We start from the raw sequence: 19,332 nt of genomic DNA, 5'->3' as shown, positions 1-19,332 counted from the left end.
GTATGAAGTGTGAAGTCTGAAGTCTGAAATTTTGTAAAGAGAAATTCCTATTTTATAGGGACTCCTCTTTTTGCCTCAACTTCGCCGCCGTTCGCAAAATTTGCCCCGCTAATACTGCTGCGCCAAAACCATTATCAATATTCACTACACCAACACCAGCAGCACAAGAGTTTAGCATCGTCAGCAAAGGTGCTAAACCGCCAAAACTGGCACCATAGCCAATACTAGTAGGTACAGCAATCACAGGACAATTGGCTAAACCTGCTACCACACTAGGTAAAGCCCCTTCCATCCCCGCAACAACAATTAATACTGATGCCGACTCAATCAAATGACGGTTACTCAGCAAGCGGTGAATACCTGCAACTCCCACATCCCAAAGACGCTGGACGCGAAACCCAGACAGTTCTGCTGTGATGGCTGCTTCTTCCGCCACAGGTAAGTCAGCAGTTCCAGCCGAGAGAATACCAATTTCCCCCGGAAACTGAGGTTCGATAATTTCGGGAGTAATGGCGCAAATTCTGGCTAACTCGAAATATTGCAAACCCCGGACTTTTGATTGGAGTACTGCGTAAACCGATGGTTCAATGCGAGTCGCCATCACCACTGGGTTACGTTGGCGCATCACTTCAATAATGCGAATAATTTGTTCAGGAGTTTTACCAGGCCCCCAAATCACTTCCGGGAAACCCGTTCTGAGGGCGCGATGGTTATCGATTTTGGCAAACTCACCTACAGGTTCATAGGCTAAGTTTTTCAGAGAATTGAAGGCTATATCTGGGGTAACTTTACCATTTGCGACTTCTTCTAGGAGCGATCGCAAATTCTGATCATTTGTCATTTGTCATTGGTCATTTGTCCATAGTCCATAGTACATAGTCACGACGCTCATTTTCTGCTTTAACTACTTTGTAATTTTGATTTCGTAAATGTTCCAGAATGCACCACTCAAGGCAGAATAATTAATCCCTTCAAAGCGATTGCGTACTGCTGTCATCGCTAAGGGGTTGACTAAATAAATAAAAGGCAAATTTTCCTGAGTAATTTGTTGAGTTTTGGCATAAATTTGTTTAACTTTTGCCTCATCAAATTCTTGGGCTGCTTGGATGTAAAGTTTGCCAATTTCGATTTCCCAAGGGGAAGCCTCCCAGCCTTCAATGGGTTTTTGTCCTGGCTGGGGTTTTTGGTTAAACATGTGCAACCCACCTTCAGGAGACCAAACATTAGACCCATCATTTGGCTCTAAACCGCCTGTTAAACCGAGTAAAGAAGCTTCCCAGTCGAGGGTATTAGAGAGTTTATCTGTATAAGTATTCCAGGCGATCGGGGTAAAATCAACCTGCATCCCGATTTTAGCCAAATCTCGTTTAATCTGCGCCCCAATTGCTTCCCGGATTTTATTCCCAGAATTTGTCAGCAAAGTGAAGCGAACCCGATTACCTTCAGCATCTAATAATTGACCTTGTTCATTATATTTAAATCCAGCTTTGATCAATAATTGCTTTGATTGTTCGGGATTATAATTGTAAGTTTTTAGCCCTTCTTCCGGCGAAAGATAATAAGGACTCTGGACTGTCACTGGGGAGTTTTGTGGTTTTCCCAATCCACGAAAAGTATTATTAATCATTGTTTGGCGGTCAATTGCATAAGCAACCGCCTGCCGAAATTCCACTGTATTAAACCAACGTGATTTGATTGGGTCTACCAGTGGCTTGCCATTTCTTTTACCTTTATTTAAATTAAACAGAACAAAGTTAGTACCAGTTCCAGGTTCATTACCATAAACCGTGAAATTTCCTTGTTTTTCTTGCACTTTTAACAAAGAAAAGTAATCAGGTGAAATACCTATGGTATCTAAGCCGCCAGAGCGAAACTGCAACAAAGCTGTGTCTGTATTTTCGACAATTTGCCAAACTAAACGTTCAATATAAGGCTGGGATTTTCCTTGAGCATCTTTACGCCAATAATAAGGATTGCGCCGAAATACAACACGCTGGCTAGTATCATATCGCTCTAACTTGAAAGGGCCATTAACAATAATTTCTTCTGGTGGAGTATCTACACCCCACTTAGACAAAAATATCGGTTTTCCTTCACTATCTTTTTCCTGGACATACTTTTGCAAAGCGTGGGCAGGTAATATGGGAGTGCCTGTATTTAATAAAAACGGTCTAAATGGTTCTGGTAAAGCAAATTCTATCCGCCGTTCATCTATTTTACTGACAGTAGGCAACTTGCGACTAACGCCAATCCTAAAAGAATCTCTCACATCTGTGGGAATTGCCTCATTAAAATAAATATTGTTATATGTGAATACAACATCATCCACTGTAAGTGGTTGACCATCAGACCATTTTAAATCTTGACGCAGAGTAAAAATAAACTTCAATTTATCTTCAGAAATTTGCCAAGATTCTGCTAACTTCGGCTCAACTTTTCCCGTAATAGGATTTTGATCAACCAAGCCTTCATAAGTCAAGCCAAAAATATTGGGAAATTCTTGACTCAAAGGAAAATTAAATGTTTTGGGATCACTCAGAATACTACTTACTACTTGTGGTATCTGTGCCGCCGAACTTTTAAAGTTACTAGGGTTACAAGCTGCAAGGGTTATTGCTGTAAATGCAGATAAAATTATCAGTATCCAAGAACGTTTAATGCTAGACAAGTTATGATTAAAGATTTGCATAGTTTTGAGATGCAAGAAGATTTACTGTTGCACTGAATAATATCTGGTTTACTTCTAGAGTCGCCATAGTCAGATAGTAAATTAAATTAATCAGTAGCGATGAGTAAGACTACAGCATAAGCACAAATACCTTCTTCTCGTCCTACTGGGCCGAGTTTTTCATTGGTGGTAGCTTTGATGCCAATTTGATTGGGTTGCAGTTCTAAAACAGTGGCAAGTTTACTCCGCATTGTCTCGATATGCGGTTTTAATTTTGGGCGTTCAGCAACCACTACTGAGTCAATGTTACCTATTTGCCAACCTTGGTCTTTAATGAGCTGATGTACTTGAGTTAAAAGTATCAAACTATCTGCCCCTGCCCATTGGGGATCACTGGGGGGAAAGTAATGGCCAATATCGCCCAAGGATAAAGCCCCTAACATAGCATCCATAATGGCGTGTGTTAACACATCCGCGTCACTATGTCCGAGTAAACCGAGTTCGTGGGGAATTTGAATGCCACCTAAAATTAAAGCGCGATCGCTCACCAATCTGTGAATATCGTAGCCGTTACCAATTCTGATATTAGTCATTAGTCATTTGTCCTTGGTCAATCGTCAACAATTATTCTCCCCTGCTCCCTGCTCCCGGTCGCCGAGCGGAGCCGAGGTGCTGCTCCCCTGCTGCTTCTCCTCTTGCCATTTTTCCAGTAAATCGGGACGACGATCGCCAGTGCGTTTAATTTGTTGTTCATAACGCCAACGAGCGATCGCAGCATGATTCCCAGAAAGTAAGACATCTGGCACTTTCCAGCCGCGAAAATTCGCCGGACGAGTATACTGGGGATAATCTAGCAATCCTTCTTCAAAACTTTCAGATTTCAGCGACTCTACCTTACCCACAGTTCCCGGTAATAAGCGCACCACCCCATTAATTAGCGCCATTGCCGGAATTTCGCCCCCTGTGAGAATAAAATCTCCTAAAGACACTTCCCGCGTCACTAAATTCTGTACTCGCTCATCTACCCCTTCATAATGACCACAGATGACAATCAACTGGTCATAATTCGTCGCCAACTCCCGCAACAGAGGTTGGTCGATGGTTTGACCTTGGGGACTCATCAAAATTATTTCTCGGCGAGGTAAACAGGGTAGGGACTCCACCGCACCAAAAATTGGTTCTGGTTTCATCAGCATTCCCACCCCACCCCCGTAGGGTTCATCATCTACCTTGCGGTGTTTGTCATTGGTAAAGTCTCTGGGATTGACTAAATTAACTTGGGCAATTTGTTTGGCTAAAGCTTTACCCAACAGCCCAGAACTGAGAACTGAGGTAAAACAATCAGGAAAAAGTGTAACTATATCAAAGCGCACAGTAATTCGTATTCAAGAACACTAATCTTAAAGTTGAATGTCTAGTAAACACAACAAGCAAATGTAGGTTACAACTACAGATAAGCTTAATCAATAGTATCTAAAAGTACTAGAACTATTGATTTTTAGTGGCAACCAAAGTTTTTCTAATTACTTAATTTATGTTTAAATATTGTCACAACTACATTTAAATTAATAATCTGACCAAAGTTAACAACTTCCAGGATTTATCGAGCCAGACCGCAAAACAGCGTGTTCAGACCTGCTCACACCCAATCCCAGAAAGGAAACTGAGTTCCCCAATTCTCCCCGGAACCCTAGCTCCTAAACAATATTCTGCCAGTCTGGAACTGTGGACAGGGAAACAACAAGGCGCTGGCTTTGAAGAAAGGCAAGAGACACATAAAAAATTACAACTTTATGTGCCTCAAGCAAGAAGCCAAGTTGGCAGAAATTGCCCCTTGCAACTTCCAAAAAGTGTCCTCTTAAGAAAGCAAAATGGATACTGAACCTTGTTAAATTCACACGCCATTCGCTACAAGCCGGGAAACCCGTCCCAATTAATGGTTCACGCCATTTGCTATCAGCCGGGAACCCCGTCCAACGCAATGGTTCCTGAAGTTGTTGACAGGAGAGACAAAATGCAGCAATTAAAAGCTAAATCGCTGGAAATGAGGACACCCCAAGCAACTAAAACCGCTGTTATGGTCATCGGAGGCGCTGAAGATAAAGTTCATGGGCGCGAAATCCTAAGAACTTTTTTCGGCCGTGCCGGTGCTAATAAGGCTTATATTACAATTGTTCCATCAGCCTCCCGCGAACCCGCTATTATCGGTGGTCGGTATATTCGCATTTTTGAGGAGATGGGTGCTGAAAAAGTTGAAATTTTAGATATTCGTGAGCGGGAACAATGTGAATCCTCCCAGGTAAAGGCATCTCTAGAGGCGTGTAGCGGGGTATTTCTGACAGGAGGAGACCAATTGCGCCTTTGTGGCGTGTTGGCAGATACACCAGCGATGGAAATTATCCGTCAGAGGGTGAGAGGGGGACAGTTAACCTTAGCAGGCACTAGTGCTGGTGCAGCCGTTATGGGGCATCACATGATTGCTGGTGGTGGTAGTGGTGAAACACCCAATCGCTCTTTAGTCGATATGGCGACGGGTTTGGGATTTATCCCCGAAGTGATTGTTGACCAACACTTCCACAACCGTAATCGTATAGGTCGTCTGCTGAGTGCGATCGCCTCTCATCCAGACCGACTGGGAATTGGTATCGATGAAGATACCTGTGCTGTATTTGAACGCGATGGTTGGTTACAAGTTATGGGCAAAGGCAGTGTGACCATTGTTGACCCCACTGAACTTACCCACACCAATGAACCTCACGTTGGTGCAAATGAACCATTGACGTTGCATAACTTACGTCTGCATATCCTCAGCTATGGCGATCGCTTTCACCTGTACCAAAGGACTGTATTGCCGGCGGTACACCGGATCTCCAGCTGACGGGATAGAGTATCCGAGGTTACAGTGAGTTGATCATCTGTTTATTTATGGCAGTAGAAAAAATCCACAGAATACCATGTAAACAGAAAAAACTGTTTACTATGAACAGTTTAGCGATCAAATCCAGTAAGAAACTAGAATTTTGGTTCCGAATCTCCATCTACCTATTCCCATGAGAATCCTCAAGATCCAGACCTTACGCGGCCCAAACTACTGGAGCATTCGACGCCACAAACTGATCGTCATGCGCCTCGATTTAGAGAACCTTGCCGAGACGCCCTCAAATGAAATCCCTGGATTTTATGAAGGATTAGTTGAGGCGCTGCCAAGTCTGGAGGGTCATTATTGTTCGCCTGGCTGTCATGGTGGTTTTCTAATGCGGGTACGAGAAGGTACTATGATGGGCCACATTGTGGAACACGTAGCTTTAGAACTCCAAGAACTAGCCGGAATGCACGTCGGCTTTGGTCGCACCCGTGAAACTTCTACTCCTGGCGTTTATCAGGTAGTCATCGAATACCTGAACGAAGAAGCGGGACGCTATGCAGGCAGAGCCGCAGTCAGGCTGTGTCAAAGCATTGTTGATCGCGGCCGCTATCCCAAGGCGGAATTAGAACAAGATATCCAAGACCTGAAAGACTTTTGGCGTGACGCTTCTTTAGGCCCCTCTACAGAAGCAATTGTTAAAGAAGCAGAAAAAAGAGGCATTCCCTGGATGCAGCTAAGCGCACGCTTTTTGATTCAGCTAGGTTATGGCGTGAACCAAAAGCGAATGCAAGCCACAATGACAGATAAAACCGGCATCCTGGGAGTAGAACTAGCTTGTGATAAGGAAGCGACAAAGCGCATCTTAGCAGCAGCTGGTGTCCCAGTACCTAGAGGTACTGTGATTAACTTTTTGGATGATTTGGAAGAAGCGATTGAATATGTTGGTGGCTATCCCATCGTGATTAAGCCACTAGACGGCAATCATGGACGCGGCATCACCATTGATATTAGAAACTGGGAAGAAGCAGAAGCAGCCTACGAAGCAGCTAGACAAGTTTCCCGGTCAATCATTGTTGAGCGGTATTACGTTGGGCGCGACCATCGGGTACTTGTGGTAGATGGCAAAGTAGTGGCCGTAGCAGAACGTGTACCTGCTCATGTCGTTGGTGATGGTAGATATACGATCGCTGAATTAATTGAAGAAACCAACAAAGACCCCAATCGTGGCGATGGACACGACAAAGTTCTCACCAAGATTGAACTTGACCGCACTAGCTACCAACTGCTAGAACGCCAAGGTTATACCCTCAACAGCATATTACCCAAAGGTACAATTTGTTACCTGCGGGCAACTGCTAACCTCAGTACAGGTGGGATTGCTGTAGACCGGACTGACGAAATCCACCCAGAAAACATTTGGATTGCTCAAAGGGTTGTGAAGACCATCGGTTTAGATATCGCTGGCTTAGATATCGTCACCACAGATATTAGCCGCCCTTTGCGCGAAGTTGATGGAGTCATTGTGGAAGTCAACGCGGCTCCCGGTTTTCGGATGCACGTTGCCCCCAGTTCGGGGATTCCCCGCAATGTTGCTGGCGCAGTGATGGATATGCTGTTCCCCAACGAACAATCCAGCCGGATTCCCCTCCTCAGCATCACAGGTACAAATGGTAAAACTACCACTACCCGACTGCTGGCACATATTTATAAACAAACGGGTAAGGTAGTAGGTTACACAACTACAGATGGAACTTATATCGGGGATTACTTGGTCGAAGCCGGAGACAACACAGGCCCCCAAAGCGCCCACTTGATTCTGCAAGACCCAACTGTAGAAGTAGCTGTATTAGAAAGCGCCCGTGGTGGCATCTTACGTTCCGGGTTAGGGTTTGAAGCTGCAAATGTCGGTATCGTGCTGAATGTTGCTGCCGATCACTTAGGTATAGGTGATATTGATACCATCGATCAATTAGCCAACCTCAAGAGTGTAGTCGCCGAAGCCATATACCCTGATGGCTATGCTGTACTTAATGCTGACGATCGCCGTGTGGCGGCAATGTCCGAAAAAACCAAGGCGAATATTGCCTACTTCACCATGAACCCGGACTCAGAATTAGTCCGCAAGCACATTCAACAGGGAGGAGTCGCCGCAGTTTACGAAAACGGCTATCTCTCAATTGTCAAGGGCGATTGGACACACCGCATCGAAAGGGCTGAACAAATTCCGTTGACAATGGGTGGACGCGCACCATTTATGATTGCCAACGCCTTAGCCGCGAGTTTGGCAGCCTTTGTACAGAACGTCACCATTGAACAAATTCGCGCTGGCTTAAGGACATTCCGTGCATCCGTGAGTCAAACCCCTGGCAGAATGAACCTATTTAATTTAGGAACATTCCACGCCTTAGTAGATTATGCTCACAACCCAGCCAGTTACGAAGCGGTTGGTGCATTTGTGCGTAATTGGAACACAGGACAGCGAATTGGCGTAGTTGGTGGCCCTGGCGATCGCCGCGACGAAGACTTTGTGACTTTAGGTAAACTAGCCGCCGATATTTTCGACTACATCATCGTTAAAGAAGATGATGACACACGCGGTAGACCACGGGGATCAGCTTCGCAACTGATTATGAAGGGAATTACACAAGTTAAACCCGATGCCCGTTGCGAAGTTGTTATGGACGAAACCCAAGCTATTAACAAAGGTTTGGATATGGCTCCAGAAAACGGCCTGGTGGTAATTTTGCCAGAGAGCGTCAGCCGCGCCATCAAGTTAATTAAAGTGCGTGGTCTAGTTAAAGAAGAAGTGCCTCTACAAAACACTCCCACAAACGCTACAGAAAGTCAAAATGGGGTGTCACCTTCCTCGGTGATCAACACACTTTTATAGCAGGGAACAGGTATCAGGTTAAAAGTTCTTTAATATACGCTTTTTTCTGAAAATTTGTCCCTCACTCACCTGTACCCTGCTGTAAATACAATTTAGGATTTTTCATTAGTAAAGGCGCGAAATTTTCGCGCCTTTATATTTTCACCTCAACAGCGTCAGGGCTGTTTAGCAATCAAAACCAGCCTGTAATACCAATTCACGAAATTACTGATACAAATCACTTCCTCTGCAACTCTGATTCCGGTCGCCGAGCGAAGTCGAGGCGCTGCTTTCATGTCTGTATCATTTTTAAAGTGAAATGGTATAGGACTCATATTTGATTTATGAAAAAAATCAGTACACCTAGATCAGCCGTCTTTCCTACTCCCTACTCCCCATTCCCTACTCCCTACCTACATAACTAGATTCAGAAATCAAATCGGATTCCTATATAACCTGTAACCTATACCTTATTCCTCTTCTTTTTCCGAATTCTTTTCATCATTGGGATTATTCAATTCTTCTTTAAAACCCCGTAGAGTCTTGCCCAGTGCATTTCCCAGTTCGGGAATTTTTTTCGGGCCAAAAATCAGCAGCGCGACTATGGCAATGATACCCACCTCTGGCCATCCCAGTCCAAACATACAAGTTTCCTCTCTCAAGCTTCTGTAGTCAACTATAAACCGATGTTGTACGAGCTACTTCTAAAACAATCTTGCCTAGTCTTGGGTGGGTGAACGAAATTTTGTGTGGGATTTCTAGCTAAGTATCCAAAAAATTACCCTCCACACTCCCCACACCTTTTTTCTCTCACCCGTCTTGGGTAATGGGGATACCTGACCAATAGCTTAATTCATAAACTAACCATTCTATTTCTGCTGCTGATAAAGTTATATCTGTGTAACCACCAAGGCAGTATTTTTCTCTACCAACCCAAATATCCAGTTGTGCTGGAACTAGCTTGCGAATACCTTCTTGATTTTTCGTAAAATGCTCAGGAATGTAAACTAAATGGTTGATTTTGTCTCTGGGCGAGGCGTGTGGGCGATTAAATGTAAAGCCAAACAAATGCCGCTTTAAGCTAAATTGGTTGTTATTTATTCGTAATCGTAGACTGCCAAATAAATCAAATAGTATGCCCCAAATCATTGCCAAGCCACCACTCCAAAAAGGTAGGGAGAAGAGCGCAAAGAGAATACCAACCGGAAAAGCTGAAACAATAACGGTAATAGTCCAAAATAAAAGAAAAGAATGCCACGCGATCGCAAATCCAGCTCCATATAAGGTCGATATATCAAAACCCTTTGACGGAATTGTAATTTCTAGCGCATCCCCATTTTTTGTGAGTTGAATTTTGCTGCCAGCAGGTTTGGAAATGCCAACGTCTAGATTATTAGAAACCCAATTATTTCCATCCCAATACCAATGACCTCTAATCCAGTCTGACAAGTTAATTTCTGCTGGTTGGAGTTTTTGTAAAAGTTGTGGATGTTCCAAAGCTGCTAAGGCTGCATTTGCATTACTCAACCGCCTGTCTAAACTCGGTTCAGTCATCCACTGTAGCCACTGCTTCAAACCCGAACTCAGATGAACAGCATGATCAAATTGAATTTGTAAATCTTTTTGGGGTAAATCAGCCGGGTGAGTACCTGTAACTAAATAAATTAAAGTTGCGCCTAAACTGTATAAATCAGATGCAGGTACTGTGCGTCCACCAAATTGTTCTGGTGGCATATAACCGTAAGTACCAACTACAGTCCGCGTTCCCCCTTCAGTAGCCAAGACTGTTTGCACCGAACCAAAATCAACTAAATAGACTTGACCGACACTATTACCAGAGCGATCGCCCAATAAAATATTGCTAGGCTTAAGATCACGGTGGATCACAGGTGGATTTAAACCATGTAGATAAATCAAAATTTCTAAAACTGCCGTGGCTATCTGTTTAACTTCAACTTCTGTAAAACTCCGCCCCGATTGTAAACACTGCTCTAAAGTTTGGGACGGGATATAAGTTTGTACGAGAGCAAAGCCTTTGATAGTTGGTGAATTTACCTCAAAATAGTCTAAATACCGAGGGATAGCAGGATGTGATAAAGATTTTAATGTTTCGGCTTCACGCTCAAATAACTTGAGATCATCCCATTCAAAGTCACTATTAAATGAGAGTAACTTAATGATGACTAATTCTTGAGTTGTTAAATCACGAGCAACAAAAGTCCGTCGCCCTGCCTTTTTGCCTAATTGCTGTTGAATTTCGTAGCGACCGCCTAATATTTGCTCAGTTATCATAATTGCTGATGATGCTACGTTGTCAAACTTTCGATGGTCTGTAACTTGTCTAAATTTAACAAGCGAGTATCTTTAGTATAAATATATCTTTAATATGCCTACCCAACATTGGCCTTACGTTACACCCGGCATTCCCGACGAATTATTTGAGCATTTGCCGGGAATTCCCTTTACTCAACGAGAAGTGCGACTGTTGTTGATTGCTCAACTACGCCTCAAACCTGACTCTGTATTTTGGGATATCGGTGCAGGTACAGGGACGATCCCCGTAGAAATTGGGCTACTGTGTCCCCAGGGCAAGATTATTGCTGTAGAACGAGATGAAGAAGTGGCGAATTTAATTAAGCGTAACTGCGATCGCTTTGAGGTCAAAAATGTGGAGGTCATAGAAGGTAGCGCCCCAGAATGTTTACATGAAATTCAGACAGCACCTCACAGGGTTTGCATCGAAGGCGGAAGACACATTCAGGATATTTTAAAAACTGTCTGGGATTATTTGCCATCATCAGGCCGCGTCGTGGCGACAGCTGGTAATCTAGAAAGTCTGTATGCTATCTCTCAAAGCTTTTCTCAGTTACGCGCAGTGAATATTGAAGTTGTTCAGTCTGCCGTCAATCGTTTAGAGACAAAAGGCTTTTCTCAAATTTTTACCGCCGTTGATCCCATTTTTATCCTCAGTGGTGAGAAACTAGACTAAATCTCAAGGATGAAGTGTGAAGGCTGAAGTCTGAAATTAACACTAGCCTGCGGCAATCCGCGCAAAGCGCGTCTACACACTTCATACTACCCTACGGGAAGCCGCGCAAAGCGCGTCTACACACTTCATACTTTTCTTTTATGCCTTGGTCTCGAATTATTAGCGGAATTATTGCGATCGCCCTTGCTTTGGTAGCTACCCTATTAGGAGGTTGGTACTTCACTGTTGCGATTGCTGTCAGCATCTTTTTAGGGCAACTGGAATATTTTAATTTAGTGCAGGCTAGAGGCATTGTCCCGGCAGCAAAAACCACTATCTTTGTCAGCCAAGTCTTGCTAATTATCTGTACAGTCGATGGCAGTTTAGCAGATGCAGTATTACCTCTGGGTGGGACTGTGATTTGTTTTTACTTGCTATTTCAGCCCAAAATGGCGACGATCGCTGATGTTTCCGCTTCGATTATGGGACTATTTTATGTAGCTTATCTGTCAAGCTATTGGGTAAGACTACGGGGAATTGGCAGTGCAGCCGTGAGTAATATTCCTCTCAACGGTTACTGGCCTAATTCTTGGGCTGAGATTTTAGACCCAAACAATTTAGCTGCTATACCACCAGGGTTTACATTTACTATATTGGCGTTTTTATGTATTTGGGCGGCAGATATTGGCGCTTATGTGTTTGGCAAATTCTTTGGTAAAACTCGTTTGTCAGATATTAGTCCGAAAAAAACTGTAGAAGGCGCAGTATTTGGCATTGCTGGTAGTGTGGCTGTGGCGATCGCAGGCTGCTATTATCTTCAGTTACCCCAATTTTTGTTTACAGGTATAGCTTTGGGTTTACTAATTGGCATTGCTAGTCTATTGGGCGATTTAACAGAATCTATGCTGAAGCGCGATGCTGGGGTAAAGGACTCTGGACAACTGATCCCCGGTCATGGCGGCATTTTAGACCGCACCGACAGCTATATTTTTACAGCCCCGTTAGTTTACTACTTCGTCACATTGTTATTGCCGTTGATTAAGTAACAGGGAACAGGGAACAGTAGCTGATATGAACTGTATTTTGATACAAGTCAGAAGTCAGGAGTCAATAATCTTTTGTGCTTTTCTCCCTTGTCCTCCTTGTCCCCTTGTCTTCCTTGTCCCCCTTGTCTTCACACTTCCAACTTCTCACGGATTCACATTAATTTTTCCGCGACACACCAATTGAGCGGGGATCAGTTTTAGTTCTTGAATTTCGACATCAGAACCTAAATCTAAATTGTAATTTTCGTTACTTAAAGTTAAAGGCGAACCATTTTCTATCACTTTAATCTGTGATAACCGTAATTCTTGATTACCAAATAAATCTAAATTTAAAGATATTTCCAGAGGTATATTGTCGCTGGGACGTGTTAGGATAGCACCCAGAATTATTCGATGATTCTCCAAAATAATTTTTTCCCAAGCCATTTGCTTGGATTTTAGGCAGTGTTCTGGTACAAGTTGAACCAGTACTTCATTTAAAGCAGTAGATAATAGTTCTGATGAGACAGAACTGTTGAGGTCTTTCTCATCTACGATCAGTTCGCCAACCACTGGTACTGTTGCCAACAGTCGCAAGGGCTGGCCCTTCAGTACTGCGCCTATGTTGATTTGAATGTTCTCCGCAACGAGTTGAATTCGTGTAATATGGAGGCCTTGATAGACTGCATCGCTTGCAGCAATAGAAACCCAAGGAATACGACCTGAGAGAAGTTGGCGATCGCTCGCTTGAATATCCACCTCTAACTGAGACACATGACTCACTTGCGACCTTAACCAGAGTTTGATCGCTGTAGTGAGGACATTGGTGATAATTCGTATTTTATTTGCACCCTTTGCTTGGGAATTATTTTCAGGCATGGAACTATTGTGTTGATGAATTTTAGCTCATCAACTAACTAAACTGAAACAAGCCTTAAATTTAACATCTATGGCGATTCAGGACAAAATGCAAATATGATTATTATTTAAAGGTTGAATAAAGTATAAGTAATTTCAACATGGAGGTCAGATTACAAAAAGCACTATCACAGTTAGGTATTGCCTCACGGCGAGAAGCGGAAGAAATGATTCGGCAGTCGCGTGTGCAGGTAAATGGAGTAGTCGCAAATTTAGGTCAAAAAGTTAACACCCAAGAAGATGCGATCGCCATTGATGGCAAGTTAATTTCTGCCGCAGAACGTCCCCCCTTAATTTATCTGCTGCTCAACAAACCACCAGGAGTAGTTTCAACTTGCGCCGATCCCCAAGGCAGAAAGACTGTTTTGGATTTATTACCTAAAAAGTTACGTGCAGGTTTAGGGATTCATCCTGTTGGGCGTTTAGATGCAGAATCTACAGGCGCATTAATTCTCACCAATGATGGAGAATTAACCTTTGGACTCACTCATCCACGCCATAGTATTCCAAAAACTTATCGAGTTGTAGTCAAAGGTCATCCTTCGCCAGCAATAATCGAAAAGTGGTCTCAAGGTGTGATGTTAGATGGAAGAAAAACGCTGCCTGCTCAAGTAAATTTTATAGAAAGTTCTGCGGAAAACAGTTGTTTAGAAATCGTTTTAAAGGAGGGTAGAAATCGCCAAATTCGGCGCGTAGCCGAGATTTTGGGACATCCAGTCATTAAATTACATCGAACTGCTATAGGCACAATTCAATTAAAACAGCCAAAACAAACCTTTTTATGTGAAGGTCAATATCGGTATTTGAGTGATGCAGAAATTCGTTTTCTGCACAACAGCATTAAGGGCAGAACTATTAAAGACTCAGCTGAGGGAAGGAGTAAAGTTAAATCATGAAGTGGTTTAAGGTTAAAAGCAAAAACAATGAGCAACCAACCCTAACTCTAGAACAACAACGTGCCGAAAAGCTGAAAGAAATGGGCGCTCAACTTTGGGCGGCGCGTCAAGAAAAAAGTTTATCTCTAGAAGAAATGGTGGTGATTACCAAAATTTCGCGGCGGTTGTTGCAGGCGATTGAAGAAGGTAATCTCGAAGACTTACCAGAACCAGTTTACATTCAAGGATTTATTCGTCAATATGCTGACGCACTAGGTTTTAACGGGACAGAATTTGCGAAGGCTTTTCCTGTAACTGTGATCCCAGCTACTCCCACGGCGGTTGCGCCTGTGAATCGGTCACTGAAACTATTACGGCCAGTTCATCTTTACTTGCTGTACATATTTGTAATTATTTGCTCTGTCAGCAGTTTGTCTAAAGTATTAAACGGTGCAGAATTGAGTGCTGATAATAACTCACAACCAGAAACTGTTTCCCAGCCCGCGCCTAATTCTAAACCAGAAAATACAGCCGCCGAGTCTGTCAGCAACAATCAAGAAAATCAAACTGTACAGATTGGTGTCACCTTAAAAGCCGCTTCTTGGATTCGGGTAGTGGCTGATGGTAAAACCGAGTTTGAAGGAGTTTTACCAGAGGGAAGCCATCGGGTTTGGAAAGCCCAAGAGCAACTCACCGTCAAAACCGATAATGCTGGAGGTGTGATGATGAGTGTGAATCAGCAAGAAGCTAGACAAATGGGAGAACCGGGGAAAGCAGAAGAAGTGAAAATTGCCGCCGCCAAGCCCCAATCTTAATTACACAGGACTTACGCAATGAGACGAAAAATCAATGTTTGGGTCAGGTGTAGGGCTGTAGGTTTTGAAAACCCTCCCATACCCTTTCACCCCTAAACCCAATCTCCACAGACAATCTTGGTGCGTAAGTCCTGTTTCCCTTGCTTCCTACCCCTGTCCAAGTTCCCTTATCTTGGTTGTGGGGCGCGGCCGTATAATTGGGTGAGAGTTTTTAAGCGATCGCTTAATTCTTGAGTCAGTGCTTCTGTATGATAGCGCCAGCCCCAATTACCTTCAGCCACACTGGGGAAATTCATCCGCGCGTCGGTTCCTAAGCCTAAAACATCCTGCAAGGGAATAATTGCTTGATTGGCGACAGAACTAAAAGCCAAGCGAATAATATCCCAATGCACACCTTCAGGACTGATACAACCTAAATAAAGTAGGAAGTTACGCTTTTCGTAATCATTTGCTTTATCGAACCAGCCAACGCTGGTATCGTTGTCATGGGTTCCGGTATAAACTACGAAATTCCGCGAGTAGTTGAATGGTAAAAAGGGATTACCGGGATCAGAACCAAAAGCAAACTGCAATACCTTCATTCCCGGAAATTCATATTTATCGCGTAGTGCTTCTACTTCTGGGGTAATTACGCCCAAATCTTCAGCTAATACAGGTAACTTACCCAAAGCTTCCTTAATAGCAGCAAACAATTCATCTCCCGGTGCTTTCACCCACTCGCCATTAATTGCAGTTTCTTCCCCTTGGGGAACAGCCCAATAAGCTTCAAATCCGCGAAAGTGGTCAATGCGAATCACATCGAGATAATCCAGCATCGCTTCAAAGCGACCTATCCACCACTTAAAGTTTTGGTTTTGTAATTCTTCCCAGTCGTAAACCGGGTTTCCCCACAATTGACCAGTAGCACTAAAGTAATCTGGTGGAACTCCTGCCATTAATTTTGGTTCTCTGGTTTCCTCATCTAAACAAAAAATTTCAGGATGCGACCAGACATCAGCACTATCTTGGGCGACATAAATCGGAATATCGCCAATAATTTGAATGCCACTCATATTGGCATAGGCTTTGAGTTCTGACCATTCACGGAAAAACTCAAATTGGATGAATTTATAATAAAAAATCTCTGCACTTAACTGCTGCTTTGCTTGCTCAAGTGCTGCTGGTTCGCGCTTGACTAGTTCTGGTTCCCAAGTATGCCAACTTGTACCCTCATGGGCATCTTTTAGCGCCATGAATAAAGCATAATCATCTAACCAATAAGCTTTACTGTCACAGAAACCTGCAAATTCAGTTTGTTGTAGAGGCGTTGCTTGGCTTTGAAAATTTTTGCAGGCTATTTTGAGCAGTTGGGTTTTAAAGGCAATTACTTTGTCGTAGTCTACCTGAGAATTGTTAAATTCTGGCAGATTCGCAAAGTCTGCTTCAGCGAGTAAACCTTGTTCTTGGAGTTTTTCGGGACTGATGAGGAAAGGATTACCCGCCATTGCAGAATAAGCCGCATAAGGAGAGTTACCGTAACCAGTCGGCCCCAAAGGTAAAACTTGCCAATATTGCTGGTAACTCTCGCGGAGAAAATCAATAAACTTGTAGGCTGCTAAACCTAAATCACCAATACCAAATCGGCTGGGTAAAGAAGTAGGGTGCAGCAAAATGCCACTTGATCTAGGAAAAGGCATATTTATGTAATTTCAAGTATAAGTCTGGAGGATACGCTGGGCGATCGCATTGAATTTACCACAGAAAAGGAAGCTCTGGTCTTGTATCCTTAGTCATTTGTTATGTGTTATGACTTAGTGATCTATTGACCATTGACTATTGAATCTTGACTATGAGTTACCGCAACCCCGCGCCAACGGTTGATATCATCATTGAATTAATTGACCAACCACATCGGCCAATAGTGTTAATTGAAAGGCTTAATTCCCCTTTTGGTTGGGCAATTCCCGGTGGTTTTGTTGACTATGGTGAATCGGTAGAAGTCGCAGCCAAGCGAGAAGCTGAAGAAGAAACTAGTTTAAAGGTTGAGTTGATTGAACAATTTTTGGTGTATTCTGACCCCAGCCGCGACCCCCGTCAGCATACGATTAGCATAGTATTTTTGGCTACAGCTACGGGAGAACCAAAGGCGGGAGATGATGCCAAGGGTATAGGTGTTTTTGAGTCTTGGCTTGTACCGACTAATTTATGTTTTGATCATGACCGTATTCTGCGCGATTATTGGCGCTATAGGCATTATGGTATACGTCCCAGGCTAGGGATTTAACGTAGACGCAAATTCCCGAAGGGTAGGGTACCACAGAGGTGCAGAGGGCGCGGAGAGAGGAGAATTGCTTAGTATTCAATGCTGGGACACTATTAGGAAAATCAGCCGCAGGATAAAAACAAATTCATCATGAAAATCTTCGAGATTTATGCCTCGAAGGAGTGGATTTGAGTGGAATAGAATTAAATAATGCTGATTTATCGCAGTCCTAAATCACTTTTGAACAACAATATCCCCGACTTCTCAAAGAAGTCTGGGATTTGAGCCTTTCAATTTTTACAAATCACGTAGGATTGCTATAACAGGAGCAGATTTAGATGATGTCAATTTAAGTAACGCTATTTAGACTTTAATCTAATTCTTCCAATGACCCAAGTTTAACCATACCAGGCCAAATCTTAGCGACTGCCAGCACTACTAAAATTGTGCCAACACCACCGCCCACCACCGCCGCAATCGGGCCAAATATGGCAGCCGCTAAACCAGATTCAAAACCACCCAACTCGTTAGAAGCACTGATAAACACGCTATTAATTGCCGCTACTCGACCACGTAAATGATCGGGTGTTTTAATTTGAACTAAAGTATGGCGAATTACTACACTAATGCTATCTAACGCACCGCTCAACACCAACATAAGTATAGATAGCCAAAACCAACGGGATAGACCAAAAATAATTGTAACCACGCCAAAGCCAACAACTGACCAAAGTAAGGCCGGCCCGGCTTTGCGTAATGGGGGTAGATAGGCTAAACTCACAGCCATAATTAATGCGCCGATGGAAGGGGCGGCTTGCAGGTAGCCTAATTCTACTGGCCCGACGCGCAAAATATCTTTGGCAAAAATTGGCAGTAGGGCGATCGCACCACCAAATAACACCGCAAACATATCTAAGGTAATGGCGGCTAAAATCAACTGATTCTCCCAGAGAAATTTCACGCCGGCGGAGAGTGCTTGTAAAGAAAGTGGTTCTTTGGTGCGAATATTTTTTTGCTCTTTAATTGTGGCTGTGAGACAGAAACATAAAAAAGCAGCGATCGCCGCTAATATATATACCCCTGTCGCACTTCCTAACAAAGCAATGCCAAAGCCACCCAAGGCGGGGCCAATTACTGCGGCTAACTGAAAGCTACTACTATTCCAAGTGGCAGCATTGGTAAAAGCACTCACAGGTATTAACTGCCACATCAAAGCATCACCCGCCGGCTTGAGAAATGCCCTGGCAATTCCAGATAACACTAAGCAGGCATAAATTAAAAATACTGCGCCCTTAGTATAGGAAAGCACTGCTAAAGTCAGGGAACAGAGAGCGAGTAAGATAACTGAAGATAAAACAGTGATTTTGCGATCGCGGCGATCGGCTAAATCTCCCGCAACTAAGGTGAGGGCAATAATCGGTAAGACTTGAGCGAGTCCCACACCACCTAAAGCCAAGGCTGAATCAGTCCGTTCATACAGTTCCCAGCCGATGGCGACTGTTTGCATTTGAGCGCCGATAAATAACAGTAACCGCCCAATGGTAAATAATCTATAGTCTCGAAATCTTAACGCCGCAAAGGGATCGTGTTTTTCAGCCTGATTGCTGTTAGGAGTTAATTTCCGTTTGATCGAAGACATTTTTTAAGAAGGTTAACCCTTGTTCAATCTGAGAATATTCCTCGGCTGACAAATTATTGAGAATGTCAGCAATTTGAGCGCGAGTATGATTGAGGGATTGCTGAAGATGATACTTACCCTCGTCAGTTAAGTTGAGAACTATCCGCCGTCGCTCTTGGGGATGATGTTCGCGTTGTACTAAGTTGCGCTGTACTAGCCGTTCTATGGTTGCGGAAGCTGTGGCTGAGGTGACACCAAGATGTTCTGCTAAACCAGATAATGAACCACCAGGATTGCGGTTGATAAATGCCAGCGATCGCAACTGGGGAATTGACAAAAACCCGGCGTTATGCGCTCGCATCTCCTTCCTGATAAACCGCATCACTAATGGAATGGTTTCCATGACTTTGGCTGCACATTCTTCAGAAGTGGCCGTATGTGAGGGTTTATCGAGCTTCATTGGCTAGT

The 19,332-nt window shown here is 43.5% G+C and carries 17 protein-coding genes; 7 read left to right on the top strand and 10 right to left on the bottom strand.

The window, feature by feature from the left end:
• Positions 1–52 precede the first annotated feature (52 nt).
• The 4 genes from larB to trmD form a co-directional block, all read right to left on the bottom strand.
• Positions 53–841, bottom strand: a complete 789-nt coding sequence (gene larB / locus H6G79_RS05930) for a nickel pincer cofactor biosynthesis protein LarB (RefSeq protein ID WP_190591669.1) — start codon at positions 839–841, stop codon at positions 53–55.
• A gap of 63 nt (positions 842–904) precedes the next feature.
• Positions 905–2,689, bottom strand: a complete 1,785-nt coding sequence (locus H6G79_RS05925) for an ABC transporter substrate-binding protein (RefSeq protein WP_190591668.1) — start codon at positions 2,687–2,689, stop codon at positions 905–907.
• Positions 2,690–2,775: 86 nt separating this feature from the next.
• Positions 2,776–3,261, bottom strand: a complete 486-nt coding sequence (ispF, locus tag H6G79_RS05920) for a 2-C-methyl-D-erythritol 2,4-cyclodiphosphate synthase (RefSeq protein ID WP_190591667.1) — start codon at positions 3,259–3,261, stop codon at positions 2,776–2,778.
• A 24-nt stretch (positions 3,262–3,285) separates the two neighbouring features.
• Positions 3,286–4,041, bottom strand: a complete 756-nt coding sequence (gene trmD / locus H6G79_RS05915) for a tRNA (guanosine(37)-N1)-methyltransferase TrmD (protein ID WP_190591666.1) — start codon at positions 4,039–4,041, stop codon at positions 3,286–3,288.
• A gap of 641 nt (positions 4,042–4,682) precedes the next feature.
• Here trmD and H6G79_RS05910 point away from each other — a divergent pair.
• Positions 4,683–5,546 (top strand): cyanophycinase, encoded by an 864-nt coding sequence (locus H6G79_RS05910; protein WP_190591683.1) that lies wholly within the window; start codon positions 4,683–4,685, stop codon positions 5,544–5,546.
• A gap of 172 nt (positions 5,547–5,718) precedes the next feature.
• Positions 5,719–8,424: a cyanophycin synthetase gene (cphA, locus tag H6G79_RS05905; RefSeq protein WP_190591665.1), complete on the top strand. Its 2,706-nt coding sequence runs from the start codon at positions 5,719–5,721 to the stop codon at positions 8,422–8,424.
• A gap of 449 nt (positions 8,425–8,873) precedes the next feature.
• Here the strand turns inward: cphA and tatA are convergent, their stop codons facing one another.
• Positions 8,874–9,047, bottom strand: coding sequence for a twin-arginine translocase TatA/TatE family subunit (gene tatA / locus H6G79_RS05900; RefSeq protein ID WP_190591664.1), 174 nt, complete (start codon positions 9,045–9,047; stop codon positions 8,874–8,876).
• 166 nt (positions 9,048–9,213) lie between these two features.
• Positions 9,214–10,695 carry a serine/threonine-protein kinase gene (locus tag H6G79_RS05895; RefSeq protein WP_190591663.1) on the bottom strand — a complete coding sequence of 494 codons (1,482 nt, stop codon included), beginning with the start codon at positions 10,693–10,695 and terminating at the stop codon, positions 9,214–9,216.
• 94 nt (positions 10,696–10,789) lie between these two features.
• Between H6G79_RS05895 and cbiT the strand changes: the two genes are divergently transcribed.
• Positions 10,790–11,392: a precorrin-6Y C5,15-methyltransferase subunit CbiT gene (gene cbiT / locus H6G79_RS05890; RefSeq protein WP_190591662.1), complete on the top strand. Its 603-nt coding sequence runs from the start codon at positions 10,790–10,792 to the stop codon at positions 11,390–11,392.
• Between the two features lie 140 nt (positions 11,393–11,532).
• On the top strand, positions 11,533–12,417 hold the full coding sequence (locus H6G79_RS05885; protein ID WP_190591661.1) for a phosphatidate cytidylyltransferase: 885 nt from the start codon (positions 11,533–11,535) through the stop codon (positions 12,415–12,417).
• A 144-nt stretch (positions 12,418–12,561) separates the two neighbouring features.
• On the opposite strand, the gene H6G79_RS05880 is transcribed toward H6G79_RS05885, so the two are convergent.
• On the bottom strand, positions 12,562–13,275 hold the full coding sequence (locus H6G79_RS05880; protein ID WP_190591660.1) for a DUF2993 domain-containing protein: 714 nt from the start codon (positions 13,273–13,275) through the stop codon (positions 12,562–12,564).
• Between the two features lie 140 nt (positions 13,276–13,415).
• Between H6G79_RS05880 and H6G79_RS05875 the strand changes: the two genes are divergently transcribed.
• Entirely contained in the window at positions 13,416–14,210 is a 795-nt protein-coding gene (locus tag H6G79_RS05875) for a pseudouridine synthase (protein WP_190591659.1), read from the top strand.
• Positions 14,207–15,004, top strand: a complete 798-nt coding sequence (locus H6G79_RS05870; RefSeq protein WP_190591658.1) for a RodZ domain-containing protein — start codon at positions 14,207–14,209, stop codon at positions 15,002–15,004. Before H6G79_RS05875 ends, H6G79_RS05870 begins: the two co-directional genes overlap by 4 nt.
• A gap of 167 nt (positions 15,005–15,171) precedes the next feature.
• Here H6G79_RS05870 and malQ read toward each other — a convergent pair whose 3' ends face one another.
• On the bottom strand, positions 15,172–16,680 hold the full coding sequence (malQ, locus tag H6G79_RS05865; protein WP_190591657.1) for a 4-alpha-glucanotransferase: 1,509 nt from the start codon (positions 16,678–16,680) through the stop codon (positions 15,172–15,174).
• A gap of 152 nt (positions 16,681–16,832) precedes the next feature.
• On the opposite strand from malQ, the gene H6G79_RS05860 reads away from it, so the two are divergent.
• A complete protein-coding gene (locus H6G79_RS05860; RefSeq protein ID WP_190591656.1) occupies positions 16,833–17,267 on the top strand; it encodes an NUDIX hydrolase in 435 nt (144 codons plus the stop codon).
• A 349-nt stretch (positions 17,268–17,616) separates the two neighbouring features.
• Here H6G79_RS05860 and H6G79_RS05855 read toward each other — a convergent pair whose 3' ends face one another.
• Both H6G79_RS05855 and H6G79_RS05850 read right to left on the bottom strand, forming a co-directional pair.
• Positions 17,617–18,885: an MFS transporter gene (locus H6G79_RS05855; RefSeq protein ID WP_190591655.1), complete on the bottom strand. Its 1,269-nt coding sequence runs from the start codon at positions 18,883–18,885 to the stop codon at positions 17,617–17,619.
• The gene (locus tag H6G79_RS05850; RefSeq protein WP_190591654.1) at positions 18,854–19,324 is read right to left on the bottom strand and encodes a MarR family winged helix-turn-helix transcriptional regulator; all 471 of its coding nucleotides are present in this window, start codon (positions 19,322–19,324) and stop codon (positions 18,854–18,856) included. The genes H6G79_RS05855 and H6G79_RS05850 overlap by 32 nt, the downstream gene beginning before the upstream one ends.
• Between the last annotated feature and the right edge of the window lie 8 nt (positions 19,325–19,332).

The organism is Anabaena sp. FACHB-83 (assembly GCF_014697485.1).
Taxonomy (GTDB): domain Bacteria; phylum Cyanobacteriota; class Cyanobacteriia; order Cyanobacteriales; family Nostocaceae; genus Nostoc_B.
This window is presented reverse-complemented; position numbering and strand designations above follow the sequence as displayed.